The organism is Streptomyces sp. NPDC059201, from assembly GCF_042754585.1.
In the GTDB taxonomy this organism is placed as follows: Bacteria; Actinomycetota; Actinomycetes; order Streptomycetales; family Streptomycetaceae; genus Streptomyces.
The window spans coordinates 697,148-711,263 of record NZ_JBHZBB010000004.1 but is presented as its reverse complement, the minus strand read 5'-3'; the positions used below and the strand labels follow the sequence as shown (position 1 = coordinate 711,263).

Here is a 14,116-nt window from a genome sequence, read left to right as displayed (position 1 = left end):
GGCGTCAGCGGCCCGAGATGCGGTTGGCCCAGATCGCGACGCGGTCGGTCGTGGCCGTGTGCGTGGTGGCCTCGCGGTGGTCGGCGCCCCGGAAGGCGGCGTACATGGTCTGGACGCCGAGCCAGCGGAAGGGCTCGGGCTCCCACTTGCGGACCTTGTGGCCGACCCAGGGGAGGGTGGTGAGGTCGGTGGGGCCGGACTGGCCGGAGTCCTGCTGGATCAGGTCACGCAGGGTGCGGGCGGCGAGGTTGGTGGTGGCGACGCCGGAGCCGACGTAGCCGCCGGCCCAGCCGAGGCCGGTGGTGCGGTCGAGGGTGGCGGTGGCGCACCAGTCGCGGGGGACGCCGAGGACGCCGGACCAGGCGTGGTCGATCCGGACGCCGGCGAGCTGCGGGAAGAAGCGGATGAGGATCTCGCGGAGGGCCTCGATGGTCTGCGGCTGGGTGCGCCCGTCGTTGTCGGTCTTCGAGCCGTAGCGGTACGGGACGCCCCGGCCGCCGAGGGCGATGCGGCCGTCGGCGGTGCGCTGGGCGTACATGTAGGCGTGCGCCATGTCGCCGAGGGTCTCCAGGCCGTTCCAGCCGATGGACGCCCACTGCGCGTCGGTCAGCGGCTCGGTGGCGATCATGGACGAGTTCATGGGGAGCCAGGTGCGGCGCTGGCCGGCGAGGGAGGCGGTGAAGCCCTCGGTGCAGCGGAGCACGTACGGGGCGCGGACCGTGCCGTACGGGGTGATCGCGTGCTTGGGCTTGATCTCGGTGACCGGAGTCGACTCGTGGAGGGTGACGCCGAGGGCCTCGACGGCGGCGCGCAGGCCGTGGACCAGCTTCACGGGGTGGAGGCGGGCGCCGTGCGGGGTCCAGGAGGAGCCGACGGCGCCGGCGACGCGGACGCGTTCGGCGGTCGCGCGGGCGCCGTGGATCTCGCGGTCGGTCTCGCCGAAGGCGTGCTCGACGGCGTGGAACTCCTTGAGGCGGGCGAGCTGGGCGGGGGAGAGGGCGACCTCCAGGACGCCGCCCCGGTGCTGGTCGGCCGCGATCTTCTCGGCGTCGAGGACGTCGAGCACTTCGGTGACGGTGGCGTTCATCGCCTGCTGGAGGCGGACGGCGGCGTCGTGCCCGTGCAGCTTGGCGTAGCGGTCGCGGCCGGCGATGCCGTTGTACAGCCAGCCGCCGTTGCGGCCGGAGGCGCCGTAACCGCAGAAGCGGGCCTCCAGGACGACGATGTCGAGGAAGGGCACGGCCTTCTTCAGGTAGTAGGCGGTCCAGAGGCCGGTGTAGCCGCCGCCGACGATGCAGACGTCGGCGGTGCGGTCGCCGGGGAGCGGTTCGCGGGGGTCCGGCAGGCCCTCCTGGGCGAACCAGAACGAGATGCCGCCGTTGACCGTGCCCGTACCGCCCGCACTGCTCGTACTGCTGTTCATTCCAGTCCCTCTTCCCGGTCCGTGGCGGGAGGGTACCGGGGGCGTTGGTCCCGTGGAAACGGGTCTTTCGGCGGGCGGTGGCGGGCGGGCGCGCGCCTAGGTTCGGGAGTGCGGATTTCGTCGCTCCGGAAGGATCCCCCCATGTCTGTGCGCAGGACTCGGCGTGCCCTCGCCGCCGCGGTCGCCGCGGGTCTCATCGGCCTTGCCGCCGTGGGGTGTTCGTCCGGCGGAGGCTCGTCCGCGGATGCCACCGCGAAGGTCGCGGCGGCGCCTGCGGCGCACGCGGAGACGCTGAGCGTGCTGCCGTCGAAGGCGGAGACCACGAAGATCGTCGTCGGTGACGCGGGCGCCCCGCACACCGTGACGGTGTTCGCGGACCCCCGCTGCCCGTACTGCGCGAAGTTCGAGGCGAGCGGCGGCACGGTGCTGGCCGAGCGGGCCGCGAAAGGAGAGGTGAAGGTCGAGTACGTCATCGCCTCCTTCCTCGACGCGCGCACCGGCGGCACGGCCTCCGCGCGGGCGGCGAACGCGCTGCGGGCGGCCTCGGACACGGGACCCGGGAAGTTCGCGGCGTACCAGGCGGCGCTGTTCGCCTCGCAGCCGGAGGACGAGTCGAAGGACGCGTTCACCGCCGACCACCTGCTGCGGATCGCGGACCAGGTGGAGGGGCTGCGGAGCGACGCCTTCGACGCGGCGGTGCGCGGCGAATCGCACAAGGCGTGGGTCGCGGACGCGGAGCAGGCGTTCCAGGACTCGGGTGTGGGCGGTACGCCGTCCGTGCTGGTGGACGGCAAGGCGCTGGACGGCGGGACCGGGCTGTACGACGCGGCGGAGTTCGGGCGGATATTGGACGGCGCGCTGGGGTGACGGGCCCGTAGGGTCGGAGGCGTGAACCAAGGACCCGTCGACATCCACGTACCCGACGAACTCGCGGAATCCCAGGCGAAGTACAACGGTGAGGCGGGGCGGGCGTTCATCGCCGCGCTGCCCGGGCGGGCCGGGGACTTCCTCGGCCGGTGGGGGCTGCGGCTCACCGGCCCCTCGATGTACGGCGTCGCCTCGCTGGTGCTGCCCGTGGAGCGGGCGGACGGCACGCCGGCCGCGCTGAAGCTCCAGCTCCTCGACGAGGAGTCCGAGGGCGAGCCGGTCGCGCTGCGCGCGTGGGGCGGCTCCGGGGCCGTACACCTCCTGGAGCACGACCCGGAGACCGGCACCATGCTCCTCGAACGGGCCGACCAGCGACGGCATCTGTCGCGGCTCGGCGACGAGCGCGAGGCCGTACGGATCCTCGCCGGACTGCTCGCCCGCCTCTCGGCCCACCCCGCGCCGCCCGGACTGCGCCGGCTCGACGACATCGCCGCGGGCATGCTCGCGGAGACGCCCGGGGCCGTGGCCCGGCTCGACGCCGAGGACGCGGCGCTGCTCGCGGACTGCGCCGCCGCCGTACGGGAAGTGGTGGGCGAGCCGGGGGACCGGCTGCTGCACTGGGACCTGCACTACGACAACGTGCTGGGCGCGGAGCGCGAGCCGTGGCTGGCGATCGACCCCAAGCCGCTCGCGGGGGACCCGGGCTTCGAGCTGCTGCCCGCGCTGACCGATCTGTGGAACCCGGATCCGGCCGAGATCCGGTGGCGCTTCGACCTGCTGACCGAGCGGCTGGGGCTCGACCGGGAGCGGGCGCTGGCGTGGACGCTGGGGCGGGTGCTCCAGAACGGGCTGTGGGACGTCGAGGACGGGGAGCCGGAGCTCGACGAGGACCAGGTGGTCATCGCGCGGGCCCTGCTGGCACGCTGACCTCATGATCCGTACCGCCACCCCGGCCGACGTGCCCGTCATCCATGCCCTGATCCGTGACCTCGCGGAGTACGAGAAGGCCCTCGACGAGGTCCGGGCGACCCCCGGCGGCCTCCACGAGGCGCTGTTCGGCGAGCGGCCCGCCGCCTACGCCCACATCGCCGAGACCGACGACGGCGAGCCGGTCGGCTTCGCGCTCTGGTTCCTCAACTTCTCGACCTGGCGCGGGGTCCACGGCATCTACCTGGAGGACCTGTACGTCCGTCCGGAGGCGCGCGGCGGCGGCCACGGCAAGGCGCTCCTGACCGAGCTGGCGCGGATCTGCGTGGAGCGCGGCTACGAGCGGCTGGAGTGGTCGGTCCTGAACTGGAACAAGCCGTCGATCGACTTCTACGAGGCGCTGGGCGCCCGCCCGCAGGACGAGTGGTCGGTGTACCGGCTGACGGACGGGGCCCTGGCGGCGCTCGGTGCCCCCGCGACGGTGTGAGCCCCCGCGACGGTGTAGACCCTGGTGACGGTGTAGGAAGTCCTCATGTGCAACGACCACAGCAACCACGGTGACGACATGGGCGTCGAGGCCCGTTTCCGGCGGATCACCGATTTCGTCGAGGCCCGGCTGACCCCGCTCTTCGACCCCGAGAACGGCAGCGACCACGGCTTCGGGATGGACGACACCTCCCGCGCCCTGCGCGCGCTGCGCTACACCGTGCAGGCCGCTTCGCAGGTCTCGGGCCTGGTGGAGAAGCGGGAGACGGCGCCGGAGCTGCGCCAGGTGGTGGACCAGGCGCTGGAGCACAGCTGGGACACGCTGCGCTCCATCGCCCGGATGTGGGAGGACCACGAGGACTTCCTGAAGGAGTTCAAGGCGCACTCCTGGGACGTGCTCGGCGTCTGAGGCGTTCTCCCGCCGTCCCGTCGGTGCTACGAGCGGTCCTATGGGATCAGGACCACCTTGCCCATCGTGCCCCGGGTCTCCAGGGCGCGGTGGGCTTTCGCGGCTTCGGCGAGGGGGAAGCGGTGGACGGCGGGGCGGAGGGTGCCGTCGGAGGCGGCGGCGAGGGCGGCGAGTTCGAGGTTGCGGACGTCGCCGCCGGCCTTCTGGATCATGACGGGGCCGAGGACGGAGCCGGAGGTGATGCCCCGTCCGGTGAGCTCCTCCTCGGTGAAGGTGAGGGGTTCGCCGCCGTGGAGTCCGGCGCCGGACCAGCCGAAGACGAGGTGCTGCCCGCCCTTGCCGAGGAGGTCGACGGCGGCGCGCCCGGTGTCGCCGCCGACGGAGTCGAAGACGACGGTGGCGGTGCGGTCGCCGAGGAAGGCGCGGACCTCGTCGGGCCAGTCGGGCCGGGTGTAGTCGACGGCGAGGTCGGCGCCGTTCTCGCGGACGCGGGCAACCTTGGCGGGGCCGCCGGCGAGGCCGATGACGGTGGCGCCGGCGTTCTTCGCGTACTGGACGAGGAGGGTGCCGATGCCGCCGGCGGCGGCGGGCACGACGGCGACCGAGTCCGGTCCCAGGGTGGTGAACTGGAGGATGCCGAGGGTGGTACGGCCGGTGCCGATCATGGCGACGGCCTCCGCCTCGTCGAGACCGTGCGGGAGTTCGTGCAGCCGGGCGGCGTCGGTGACGGCGCGCTCCGCGTACCCCCCGGGGTTCATGCCGAGGTGGGCGACGACCCGCTTGCCGAGCCACGCGGGGTCGGTGCCCTCGCCGAGGGCGTCGACGGTGCCGGCGACCTCGCGGCCGGGGACGGTGGGGAGTTCGGCGGGGGCGGGGAAGGGGCCGGTCTGACCCTCGCGGAGCGCGGTGTCGAGGAGGTGGACGCCGGCGGCGGCGACGGCGATCCGGACCTGGCCGGGGCCGGGGACCGGGTCGGGCACCTGCTCGTGGGTGAGGTTCTCGGCGGGGCCGAAGGCGTGGAGGCGGATGGCGTGCATGACGGTTCCCCTGACGTCGTTCGCGGGCTGACACCACAAGCCTCGTACCTCAAGCTTCCTTGAGGTCAAGGGTGAGAATGTGTTCCTGGGGGGACTGTCAGTGGCGTACGTCACGATGGGCGCATGAAGCGAAAGACCAAGGCGCCTCGGCGGGTGGAGCTGCGGCTGCCGCCCCTGGAGCCGTACGAGGGCGGGCTGGAGCCCGACGGGGACTATGACGGCCTGGAGCTGGCCGGGCTCGATCTGGCCGGGGCCTCGGGGGAGGGCTCGCGGTTCCTGGACTGCGCGGTGCGGGAGTGCTCGCTGGACGAGGCGCGGCTGACGGGCGCGCGTTTCCTGGACTCGCGGATCGAGGCCGTACGGGGCGTGGGCACCGATCTGTCGCAGGCGCAGCTGCGGGACGCGGAGGTGCTGGACGCGCGGTTCGGGGGGACACAGCTGCACGGTTCGGCGTGGGAGCGGGTGCTGGTCCGGGGCGGCAAGTGGGACTACCCGAACCTGCGGTCGGCGACCCTGCGGGACGTGGTGTTCGAGGGGTGCGTCCTGGTGGAGCCGGACTTCGGCGGGGCGAAGCTGGAGCGGGTCGCGTTCGTGGACTGCGAGCTGATCGGGGTGGAGCTCTCCGGGGCGAAGCTGACCGACGTGGACCTGCGGGGGGTGCGGCGCCTCGAGATCGAGCGCGGGGTGGAGTCCCTGTCGGGCGCGGTGATCTCCTCGGCGCAGCTCCTCGACCTGGCGCCGGTGTTCGCGGCGCGGCTGGGGGTGCGGGTGGAGGACTGAGGGGGGGCGGTGGCCCGGGGGGGCTAGTTCACGGGGCTACTTCACGCGGGGGAAGCGGGCCTGGAGGTCCCAGACGGCCGGGTTGTCGGCCAGGCCCTCGTGCATGTCGGTGAGGTCGGCGATCAGGTCGTGGAGGAAGTCGCGGGCCTCGCGGCGCAGTTCGGTGTGCGCGAAGGTGAGCGGCGCCTCGTCGCCGGGCATCCAGTCGGCCTCGACGTCGACCCAGCCGAAGCGGCGCTCGAAGAGCATCCGGTCCGAGGACTCGGTGAAGTCCAGCTCGGCGTACTGGGGGCGGGAGGCGCGGCTGCCGCGCGGGTCCCGGTCGAGCTGTTCGACGATGTCGCAGAGCGCCCAGGCGAAGTCGAGGACGGGCACCCATCCCCAGGCTGTGGACACCTCGCGGTCCTGCTTGGTGTCCGCGAGGTAGACGTCTCCGCAGAAGAGGTCGTGGCGCAGCGCGTGGACGTCCGCGCGCCGGTAGTCGGTCTGCGGGGGGTCGGGGAAGCGCCGGGAGAGGGAGTAGCCGATGTCGAGCACGCCCCGATGGTGTCACGCCGACCCGTAGGCGCGCGCCGGGGTCGTGCCCCGGCGGAGTCCCGTGCCGGACTCCCGCGCCCGGGTCGCGTCAGGCGCGGTGGACCGCGCGGGCGATGCGGGGGCCGAGCCAGCGCTTGAGGCGGCGCAGGGGCTCCAGGCGGCCGGCGGCGCGGTCGACGCGGTAGTAGAGCTGCGGAGGCACGTACGGCAGGAGCGGGGAGTGGCGCTGGCCGAGGAGCGCGAACATCTGGTCCGGCTCCAGGCCCATGTAGCGGGGCAGGTTCTCGTACCAGCGGGCGCTGAGGCGGGCCGCGCTCTGCGCGGAGACGAGTTCGGCGCGGCGCCGCTTCCCGTAGGCGGTGAGGGCGGCGTCGAGGGCGGCGGGGTCGGCGGGGCGGGTGCCGAGGGCGGCGGCGAGCGCGAGGGCGTCCTCCAGGGCGAGGGTGGTGCCGGCGCCGATCGAGTAGTGGGTGGTGTGGGCGGCGTCGCCGAGGAGGACGGTCCGGCCGCGGTGCCACACGCGCGTGGTGAGGGTGCGGAAGTGCAGCCACTGGGCGGGTTCGTCGCCCCGGTCGCGGCCGATGAGCGCGTGCCCGTCGAGGAGGTCGTGGAAGAGCTTCTCCAGGAGCCCCAGGCAGTCGCCCTCGTTCATGGTGTCCAGGCCGAGGCCGGTCCAGGTGCCGGGGGCGCACTCGACGACGCAGGTGGAGCGCTCGCCGCTGAAGCCGTAGGCGTAGCACCAGATCCAGCCGTGCTCGGTCTCCTTGAAGGCGAAGCTGAAGGAGTCGAAGACCTTGGTGGTGCCGAGCCAGATGTAGGGGTTGCGGCCGGTGGCGAAGGCGGTGCCGTAGTGCTCGGCGTGGGCCTCGCGCAGGGCGCTGTGGACGCCGTCGGCGGCGACGACCAGATCGCAGTCGGCCAGTTCGGGGGAGTCCGGGCCGGTGATCGGGTGCTCGTACGCGACCTCGACGCCGAGTTCGGCGGCCCGGTCGGCGAGGAGGCCGAGCATCCGGCGGCGGCCGATGCCGAAGCCGGCGTCGCCGCGGTGCACGGTCCGCTCGTCGCGGACGATCGCGAGGCCGTCGGTCCAGGTCACCGAGGCGTCGGCGACGGCCGCGGCGGACTCCGGGTCGCCGGCCCGCAGCTTGTCGAGGAGCCCCGCCCAGTAGGTGACGCCCCAGCCGTAGGTGGAGCCGGCCGCGTTCCGCTCGTAGACGGCGATCTCGTGGGACGGGTCCTGGCGCTTGAGCAGGATCGAGAGGTACAGGCCGGCGGGCCCGCCACCGACGACGGCGATCTTCACGGACGCTCCCACGGGGGACATGACGCTGTGCACTGGAACGACAGCGCACGGTAGCAGTCCGCGCGGGCTCAGGGGAGCAGGCGCTGTTCCTTCGCCACGGCCACGGCGCCGGCGCGCGTGTCGACGCCGAGCTTGGCGTAGATCCGGCCGAGGTGGGTCTTGACGGTGGCCTCGCTGATGAAGAGGGCGCGGGCGATCTCCTTGTTGCCGAGGCCGTGCGCCAACTGGCCGAGGATGTCCCGCTCCCGGTCGGTGAGGGAGGGGCCCGCGGCGCCCCGCATCCGGTCCATGACCCGGCTCGCGACCGGCGGGGAGAGGGCCGTACGCCCCTGGGCGGCGGAGTGGATCGCGGCGAACAGCTCCTCGGGCCGCTCGGCCTTCAGGAGGTAGCCGGTCGCGCCCGCCTCGATGGCGCGGGTGATGTCGGCGTCGGTGTCGTAGGTCGTGAGGACGAGGACGTGGACGCCGGTCGGGGCGATCCGGCGGGTCGCCTCCACCCCGTCGATGCCGGGGCCGAGCTGGAGGTCCATCAGGACCACGTCCGGCGTCAGCTTGGCGGCCATCGCGACGGCCTCCTCACCGCTGCCGGCCTCCCCGACGACCTCGATGTCGGGGGTGGAGCCGAGGAGGGCGAGCAGCCCGGCGCGGACGACGACGTGGTCGTCACAGAGGAGGATGCGTACGGTCACGGGCGGGCCTCCGTGGGGGGTGCGGGGGGTACGGGCTGGGCCAGGGGGAGGGCGGCGGAGAGCACGGTGCCCTCGCCGGGGGTCGATTCCACCGTAAGGGTGCCGCCCAACTGCTGGGCGCGCACCCGCATGGCGGGCAGGCCGTGGCCCCGGACGCTCTCGTCGGCGCGGGGCGCGGCCGGGTCGAAGCCGCTGCCGTCGTCGGCGACGTCCAGGACGACCTGGTCGTCGAGGTAGGTGAGGGTGAGCGCGGCGGAGGTGGCGGCGGCGTGCTCGCGGATGTTGGCGAGCGCGCCCTGGGCGATCCGCAGCAGCGCCGACTGGGCGCGGTCCGGCAGCGGCACGGGCGTGCCGTCGACGCGGAAGGCGGCCGACTCGCGCTCCGCGAGGCCGCGCAGTGCCTCCTCCAGGCCGCCGCCCTCGGCGAGGTCGGCGGGGGCGAGGTCGTGGACGAAGCGGCGGGCCTCGGCGAGGTTGCGCTCGGCGATCGACTCGGCGGTGCGCACGTGCCGGCGGGCGGTGCCGGGGTCGCTGTCCCAGGTGAGGTCGGCGGCCTGGAGCAGCATCTGCTGGCTGGACAGGCCCTGCGCGAGGGTGTCGTGGATCTCCATCGAGAGCCGCTGCCGCTCGGCGAGGGTGCCCTCGCGCCGCTCGATCGCGGCGAGTTCGCGGCGGGTGCGGATCAGGTCGTCGATGAGGGCGCGCTGCCGGGCGGCCTGCCGGTCGGCGTGGACGAAGACGCCGGTGGCGATGGCGGCGACGGCCGGCGGGGCCACGATCAGGTTGGGGTCCCAGCCGCCGTGCGAGAGCTGCACCTGCGCGAAGACGACGAAGGCGGTGAGCAGCGCGACCAGCACGAGCGCCGCCTTCGGCGGCAGGGTCCGCAGGCCGGTGTAGAAGAGCGGGACCGCGCACCACGCGAAGCTGGGCGCGAGGACGACGAGCAGCACCCACACCGCGACGACCGTGCACAGCCAGGCGATCCGGCGCGGGGTCGCGCGGGTGCCGAGGACCGGCCCGAGCAGGTACAGCGCGGCGAGCGCCCCGCTGAGCGCGATGATCCACGGACTGCGGTCCTCCCACTCGTGCCGCAGCAGAAACCGCACGAGCGAGGCCCCGAGCAGCAGGAAGAACGCCACGTGCATGACGCGCGCGAGCCACCCGGCATCGGGATCGTGCACCGGGCCGTGGGGGTCGGGACGGTGGGGGTCGGGGCGGTGAGGGCGGGGGGCGTACGCCGCGTCCGCGTGCGGAGGCGCAGGGGACGCCGGGGCTCCCGGTGCGGCCGCCGGGGCCGCCTGGTCCGCCGGGGCCGGCGGGGTCGGGCGGGTGTGCCGCGTGTGGCGGCCGGGGCGGTGCACCGTCTTGCCTCCTTCGCGGGGTGCGCCCGGTGCCGCGCGTCCGGTCGGCCGCGCTGACCTGGGTGTACGTATCCATGCTGACCCGCGAGGACCACGCGGGCATCAGCCGATCGGCTGACCCCGGCATCGTCCGGTGCGCGTCGGGAGGGCAGCCGGACCGTGGACCGGGCGGGGCCGGAACCGGACCCAGGATGGAGTGCGGAGCGAAGGGAACGCCCTCCTCCACTGCCCCACCTTCTCCACCTCCTCCGCCACGACCTCCTCGGGAGACCGCCATGAAGAAGAAGCTCGTCCTCGGCACCACCGTCGCCGCCGTCCTGGCCGCCGGCACCTTCGGCGCCGTCTCGGCGAACGCCTCCGCCCCGGCCGCCGCTCCCGCCGCCGTCGCCAAGGCCGACGCGGGCAAGGGCAACCTGTTCCAGACGAACCACCTCACGATCGAGGCCGCGACCGACGCCGCCGAGGCCGTCCTCGACGCCGCCGAGAAGGAGAACCAGCGCGTCTCCGTGGCCGTCGTCGACCGCAACGGCAACACCATCGTCACCCTGCGCGGCGACGGCGCGGGCCCGCAGTCCTACGAGTCGGCCGTGAAGAAGGCGTACACCGCCGTCTCCTGGAACGCCCCGACCTCCGAGCTGGCCAAGCGCCTGGAGCAGGCCCCGAACCTGAAGGACATCCCGGGCACCCTCTTCCTCGGCGGCGGCGCCCCGGTCACCGCCAACGGCGGCCCGATCGCGGGCATCGGCGTCGCGGGCGCCCCCTCCGGCGACCTGGACGAGAAGTTCGCCCGCGCGGGCGTCGCCGAGCTGGCGAAGTAACACCCCCACGCACAACCCCGCACCCCACAGCCGGGTGAGGGCGCCCGACTCCCCCCGACGGGCGCCCTCACCCCGTCCGGTGTCCGGCTTGTCTAGGATTCTCACGTGATCCAGAGCAGTCGGACCGGACGGTCCCCCAGGGTCGCGGCCGCACTGGCCGCGACCCTGGCGGCATGCGTACTCCTCGCCGGCGGCTGCACGCCCGCGACCGGCGGGGTGCGGGGGACGCCCGGCGCGTCCGGGCTCCGGGACCCGTACTTCCCCCGCCTCGGGAACGGCGGCTACGACGTCGGCCACTACGCCCTCGACCTCGCCTACGACCCGGACACCGGCCGTCTCGACGGCACCGCGCGGATCACCGCCCGCGCCACCCAGGACCTCTCCGCCCTCAACCTCGACCTCTCCGGCCTCACCGTCGCCAAGGCGACCGTCGACGGCGAGCCCGCCGCCGTCAGCCGCGCCGGGGACGAGCTGACGCTCCGCCCGCGCGACGAGCTGCCGCTGGGCCGGGAGTTCACCGTCACCGTGGACTATTCCGGGGTGCCCGAGCCGCTCACCGACCCCGACGGGTCCACCGAGGGCTGGCTGAGGAGCGCCGACGGGGCCGTCGCGGTCGGCGAACCGGCCGGCTCCATGACCTGGTTCCCCGGCAACCACCACCCGTCCGACAAGGCCACGTACGAGATCGCGCTGACCGCCCCGAGCCGTCTGACCGCGCTCTCCAACGGCGTCCGCGTCTCCGCGCAGCCCGTCTCCGGCGGCCGCACCCGCACGCTCTGGCGCCAGTCCGAGCCGATGGCGGGCTACCTCGCGACCGTGATGATCGGCCGGTACGAGACCACCACCGGCACCGCGCTCGGCGAGGTCCCGGTCGTCACCGCCGTCGAGCCCTCGCTGGTCTCCGCCACCGCCGCGCTCCGCGCCGAACTCCCCACGATCCTCGCCCGCCAGCAGGAACGCTTCGGCCCGTACCCCTTCGGCGCGGCCGGGGCCGTCGTCACCACCGACGGCCTCCTCGGCTACGCCCTGGAGACCCAGACCCGGCCCGTCTTCCCGGCCGCCTCCTTCGACCGCGCGACGCTCGTGCACGAACTGGCCCACCAGTGGTTCGGGAACTCCGTCACCCCCGAGACCTGGCAGGACCTCTGGCTCAACGAGGGCTTCGCCACCTACGCCGAGTGGCTGTACGCGGAGGAGTACGGGTCGGTCCCGGCCCGCGAGAGCTTCGAGGCGGCCTTCGCCGACGACGCCAACTGGGCCTTCCCGCCGGCCGATCCGCCCACCGCCGAGAACCTCTTCGACCCGCCCGTCTACCAGCGCGGCGCGATGGTCCTCCACAAGCTCCGCGAGACCCTCGGCGACGGGGTCTTCGACGAGCTGCTGCGCGGCTGGCCCGCGAAGCACCGGCACGCCAACGCCTCCACGGAGGACTTCACGTCCTACGCGGAGGCGCTGGCGGGGCGGGACCTGGACGAGGTGTGGGACGTCTGGCTGTACGGCGAGGACCGCCCGGACCAGCCCTGAGAGCCGTACCGCGAGCGGCGGCGGGTCAGCCGGCCGTGATGCGGAGCACCCCCGTCACCGTGCCCTGGAGGTACGCGCCGTCCGGGGCGACCGTGCCGGCCATCTGGAGCGTGTCGTACAGCGAGCCGATGCCGACCTGCTTGGCGCGCAGGACCTTCCCGGTCTCGGGGTCGATCTGCGCGTAGCGGTACGGGTCGAGCAGGCCGGTCCCCTTGGTGCCGGGGATGACCGGGTCGCGCAGGACGGTGTGCAGGGTGTGGGTGGCGGTGGACAGCTTCGGGACGGCCGCCGAGCGGAGCGCGTTGTCCCAGACGACCGCGCAGCCGGTGCCGTCGGGGCGGACGTCCACCCGGGTCAGGCCGCCCGCGAAGTCGGCCGAGGCGGGCACGGAGGAGCCGGCGCCCTCCGGCAGCGCCGGGTACGGGTAGCCGTAGGTGCCGGCGACGTAGACGCTGGTCCCGGCGCCGACCGGGGAGTTCTCGCTGCCGGGGCCGCCGGCCGCGCGGAGCACGGGCGAGGAGCAGACCTCGGACCCGTCGGCCGTGCGGTACACCTTCAGCCGGACGGTGGTGTCGGCGTTGTCGACGATCGCGACCCACTCGGTGCCGGTGCCCGGGCCGAGGAAGGTCGGGGTCGACCCGCTGCCCCAGCTCAGCAGCCCCGGCTTGCGGGCCTGCCCCCGGTCGTACGCCTGCCGCCAGGCGATCCGCGGGGTGCCGTCGGCGTCCGCCGTCAGCAGGTACGTGGCGTGGGTGCTGGTGACGGCGGTGCCCTCGGGGGCGGTGGAGATGCTGTTGGCGACCCGCTCGCCCGCGGGCAGCCGCAGCGACGTCACCCGCCCGGTGCGGTCGTCGGCGAGGCCGACCACACCGCCGCCGGTCGCGAACCAGACCCGCCCCCGCCAGTCCGGCGAAAGACCGGTGACCGCGTCGCCGTCGGGGACGGCGTCGCCGAGCGGGAGGCGCTGGTCGACCGAGAGGCGCCAGGCACCGGAGGCGTCCCGGCGGTGCCCGACGCGGAGCAGGCTGCGGCTGCCGTCGACGACGACCAGCCGGTCCCGGTCGTCGAGGTAGGCGTAGACACCGCCGAGCAGCGAGCCCTTGGTGAGCGCGAGCGAGGTGAGGGAGTCGCCGGTGGCCGGGTCGAGCAGGTGCACGGTCGGCACCTGGCCGAAGATCGGGGTGCAGAGGACCACCGGATAGCCGTCCGAGCCGATCAGGACGGTCGGGCAGGCCGAGGCGAGCGCCGTCCGCTTCGACGCGAGGGCGCCCGCGCCGGGTCCGGCCAGGGGTGTCGTGTCGGACGAGCCGGTGTCGCCGTGCATGGTGGCGGTGCCGTCGGGACCCGCGTACGGGTTGTGCGGCGGGGTCGGTACGGCGCTGGGCGCGGCGCCCGCGGGGACGGCGGCGGGGACGGCGGCCGTGAGCGCGAGCACGGCGGCGGCCAGCACGGCGGCCGGCCGGGCGCGCCGGGTGCGGGGGCGGGTACGGGGGCGCGCGGACGGGACGGGCATGGCGGGCATGGCGGAGGACCTTCCGGATGGGGCTCGCGGGAGCGAGCGCGGCGGATCCGCGCACGGCGGCGCGCCTCGCGGCCCGGTCCGGGGCGTGGTGGGGCGGCCTTCGAGGGGGTCGCGAGGGCGGGGCGGTGCGCGGGTGGGCCGGACGGCCGGAGGAGTGCGGCGCCGGCGGGGGAGCGGAGAGAGTCCTGAGCCGGAGGCCGGAGGGCGCGCGGAAGGCCGGTGCGGGGGTCGCCGGGGCAGGGATCACCCGGGTCGGGGCCCCGGCCGGTTCAGCGGGGCGCGGCGGCCTGGCTCAGCGCCCGGGACAGAGGGCGCCGGACGTGCGCGCGAGATCGACGTGACGTCGTCGCGTGAGCCGTGCGGGCCGGGGATCCATGCGGCCGATCGAAGCAGCCGCCCGCCGCCGGGGTCAAGATCCGGGCGGTCGCGTTCC

Annotated in this window: 15 protein-coding genes; 7 read left to right on the top strand and 8 right to left on the bottom strand. The window is 74.5% G+C overall.

All coding sequences use genetic code 11. The features are described from left to right. Positions 1 to 4: 4 nt before the first annotated feature. The gene (locus ACFXMG_RS17715; RefSeq protein ID WP_383823528.1) at positions 5 to 1,423 is read right to left on the bottom strand and encodes an NAD(P)/FAD-dependent oxidoreductase; all 1,419 of its coding nucleotides are present in this window, start codon (positions 1,421 to 1,423) and stop codon (positions 5 to 7) included. A 141-nt stretch (positions 1,424 to 1,564) separates the two neighbouring features. Between ACFXMG_RS17715 and ACFXMG_RS17710 the strand changes: the two genes are divergently transcribed. Genes ACFXMG_RS17710 through ACFXMG_RS17695 form a run of 4 tightly spaced genes read left to right on the top strand, consistent with a single transcriptional unit; the run spans position 1,565 to position 4,112 of the window. Then, positions 1,565 to 2,290 carry a DsbA family protein gene (locus tag ACFXMG_RS17710; RefSeq protein ID WP_383823531.1) on the top strand — a complete coding sequence of 242 codons (726 nt, stop codon included), beginning with the start codon at positions 1,565 to 1,567 and terminating at the stop codon, positions 2,288 to 2,290. A 42-nt stretch (positions 2,291 to 2,332) separates the two neighbouring features. Further along, positions 2,333 to 3,217, top strand: a complete 885-nt coding sequence (locus ACFXMG_RS17705; RefSeq protein ID WP_383823563.1) for an aminoglycoside phosphotransferase family protein — start codon at positions 2,333 to 2,335, stop codon at positions 3,215 to 3,217. Positions 3,218 to 3,221: 4 nt separating this feature from the next. Further along, positions 3,222 to 3,704 (top strand): GNAT family N-acetyltransferase, encoded by a 483-nt coding sequence (locus tag ACFXMG_RS17700; protein ID WP_383823534.1) that lies wholly within the window; start codon positions 3,222 to 3,224, stop codon positions 3,702 to 3,704. 45 nt (positions 3,705 to 3,749) lie between these two features. Next, a complete protein-coding gene (locus ACFXMG_RS17695; RefSeq protein ID WP_383823537.1) occupies positions 3,750 to 4,112 on the top strand; it encodes a hypothetical protein in 363 nt (120 codons plus the stop codon). 38 nt (positions 4,113 to 4,150) lie between these two features. Here ACFXMG_RS17695 and ACFXMG_RS17690 read toward each other — a convergent pair whose 3' ends face one another. Continuing rightward, the gene (locus ACFXMG_RS17690; protein ID WP_383823540.1) at positions 4,151 to 5,149 is read right to left on the bottom strand and encodes a zinc-binding dehydrogenase; all 999 of its coding nucleotides are present in this window, start codon (positions 5,147 to 5,149) and stop codon (positions 4,151 to 4,153) included. Positions 5,150 to 5,272: 123 nt separating this feature from the next. On the opposite strand from ACFXMG_RS17690, the gene ACFXMG_RS17685 reads away from it, so the two are divergent. Then, on the top strand, positions 5,273 to 5,929 hold the full coding sequence (locus ACFXMG_RS17685; protein WP_383823543.1) for a pentapeptide repeat-containing protein: 657 nt from the start codon (positions 5,273 to 5,275) through the stop codon (positions 5,927 to 5,929). A 36-nt stretch (positions 5,930 to 5,965) separates the two neighbouring features. Here ACFXMG_RS17685 and ACFXMG_RS17680 read toward each other — a convergent pair whose 3' ends face one another. The 4 genes from ACFXMG_RS17680 to ACFXMG_RS17665 all read right to left on the bottom strand — a co-directional run bounded on the left by ACFXMG_RS17680 (position 5,966) and on the right by ACFXMG_RS17665 (position 9,603). Then, positions 5,966 to 6,466, bottom strand: a complete 501-nt coding sequence (locus ACFXMG_RS17680) for a hypothetical protein (protein ID WP_383823545.1) — start codon at positions 6,464 to 6,466, stop codon at positions 5,966 to 5,968. Positions 6,467 to 6,554: 88 nt separating this feature from the next. Beyond that, positions 6,555 to 7,769, bottom strand: coding sequence for an FAD-dependent monooxygenase (locus ACFXMG_RS17675; RefSeq protein ID WP_383823548.1), 1,215 nt, complete (start codon positions 7,767 to 7,769; stop codon positions 6,555 to 6,557). A 68-nt stretch (positions 7,770 to 7,837) separates the two neighbouring features. Next, positions 7,838 to 8,458: a response regulator gene (locus tag ACFXMG_RS17670; RefSeq protein ID WP_383823551.1), complete on the bottom strand. Its 621-nt coding sequence runs from the start codon at positions 8,456 to 8,458 to the stop codon at positions 7,838 to 7,840. Then, complete coding sequence (locus ACFXMG_RS17665; protein WP_383823566.1) at positions 8,455 to 9,603, bottom strand: sensor histidine kinase; 1,149 nt, start codon at positions 9,601 to 9,603, stop codon at positions 8,455 to 8,457. Before ACFXMG_RS17665 ends, ACFXMG_RS17670 begins: the two co-directional genes overlap by 4 nt. A 491-nt stretch (positions 9,604 to 10,094) precedes the next feature. Here ACFXMG_RS17665 and ACFXMG_RS17660 point away from each other — a divergent pair, with 491 nt between their 5' ends. Together ACFXMG_RS17660 and ACFXMG_RS17655 are read left to right on the top strand one after the other, a co-directional pair. Continuing rightward, complete coding sequence (locus tag ACFXMG_RS17660) at positions 10,095 to 10,637, top strand: heme-binding protein (protein WP_384338807.1); 543 nt, start codon at positions 10,095 to 10,097, stop codon at positions 10,635 to 10,637. A gap of 105 nt (positions 10,638 to 10,742) precedes the next feature. Beyond that, positions 10,743 to 12,161, top strand: coding sequence for a M1 family metallopeptidase (locus ACFXMG_RS17655; protein ID WP_383825824.1), 1,419 nt, complete (start codon positions 10,743 to 10,745; stop codon positions 12,159 to 12,161). A gap of 25 nt (positions 12,162 to 12,186) precedes the next feature. Here the strand turns inward: ACFXMG_RS17655 and ACFXMG_RS17650 are convergent, their stop codons facing one another. Together ACFXMG_RS17650 and ACFXMG_RS17645 are read right to left on the bottom strand one after the other, a co-directional pair. After that, a complete protein-coding gene (locus ACFXMG_RS17650) occupies positions 12,187 to 13,674 on the bottom strand; it encodes a hypothetical protein (RefSeq protein ID WP_383825942.1) in 1,488 nt (495 codons plus the stop codon). A 301-nt stretch (positions 13,675 to 13,975) separates the two neighbouring features. Then, on the bottom strand, positions 13,976 to 14,059 hold the full coding sequence (locus ACFXMG_RS17645) for a putative leader peptide (RefSeq protein ID WP_383825945.1): 84 nt from the start codon (positions 14,057 to 14,059) through the stop codon (positions 13,976 to 13,978). Positions 14,060 to 14,116 lie beyond the last annotated feature (57 nt).

Bases quoted from the DNA above. Each gene is read 5' to 3' on its own strand.
- ACFXMG_RS17715 (WP_383823528.1), bottom strand. From the start codon at position 1,423: ATGAACAGCAGTACGAGCAGTGCGGGCGGTACGGGCACGGTCAACGGC.
- ACFXMG_RS17710 (WP_383823531.1), top strand. From the start codon at position 1,565: ATGTCTGTGCGCAGGACTCGGCGTGCCCTCGCCGCCGCGGTCGCCGCG.
- ACFXMG_RS17700 (WP_383823534.1), top strand. From the start codon at position 3,222: ATGATCCGTACCGCCACCCCGGCCGACGTGCCCGTCATCCATGCCCTG.
- ACFXMG_RS17695 (WP_383823537.1), top strand. From the start codon at position 3,750: ATGTGCAACGACCACAGCAACCACGGTGACGACATGGGCGTCGAGGCC.
- ACFXMG_RS17690 (WP_383823540.1), bottom strand. From the start codon at position 5,149: ATGCACGCCATCCGCCTCCACGCCTTCGGCCCCGCCGAGAACCTCACC.
- ACFXMG_RS17685 (WP_383823543.1), top strand. From the start codon at position 5,273: ATGAAGCGAAAGACCAAGGCGCCTCGGCGGGTGGAGCTGCGGCTGCCG.
- ACFXMG_RS17665 (WP_383823566.1), bottom strand. From the start codon at position 9,603: ATGCACGTGGCGTTCTTCCTGCTGCTCGGGGCCTCGCTCGTGCGGTTT.
- ACFXMG_RS17660 (WP_384338807.1), top strand. From the start codon at position 10,095: ATGAAGAAGAAGCTCGTCCTCGGCACCACCGTCGCCGCCGTCCTGGCC.
- ACFXMG_RS17650 (WP_383825942.1), bottom strand. From the start codon at position 13,674: ATGCCCGTCCCGTCCGCGCGCCCCCGTACCCGCCCCCGCACCCGGCGC.
- ACFXMG_RS17645 (WP_383825945.1), bottom strand. From the start codon at position 14,059: ATGGATCCCCGGCCCGCACGGCTCACGCGACGACGTCACGTCGATCTC.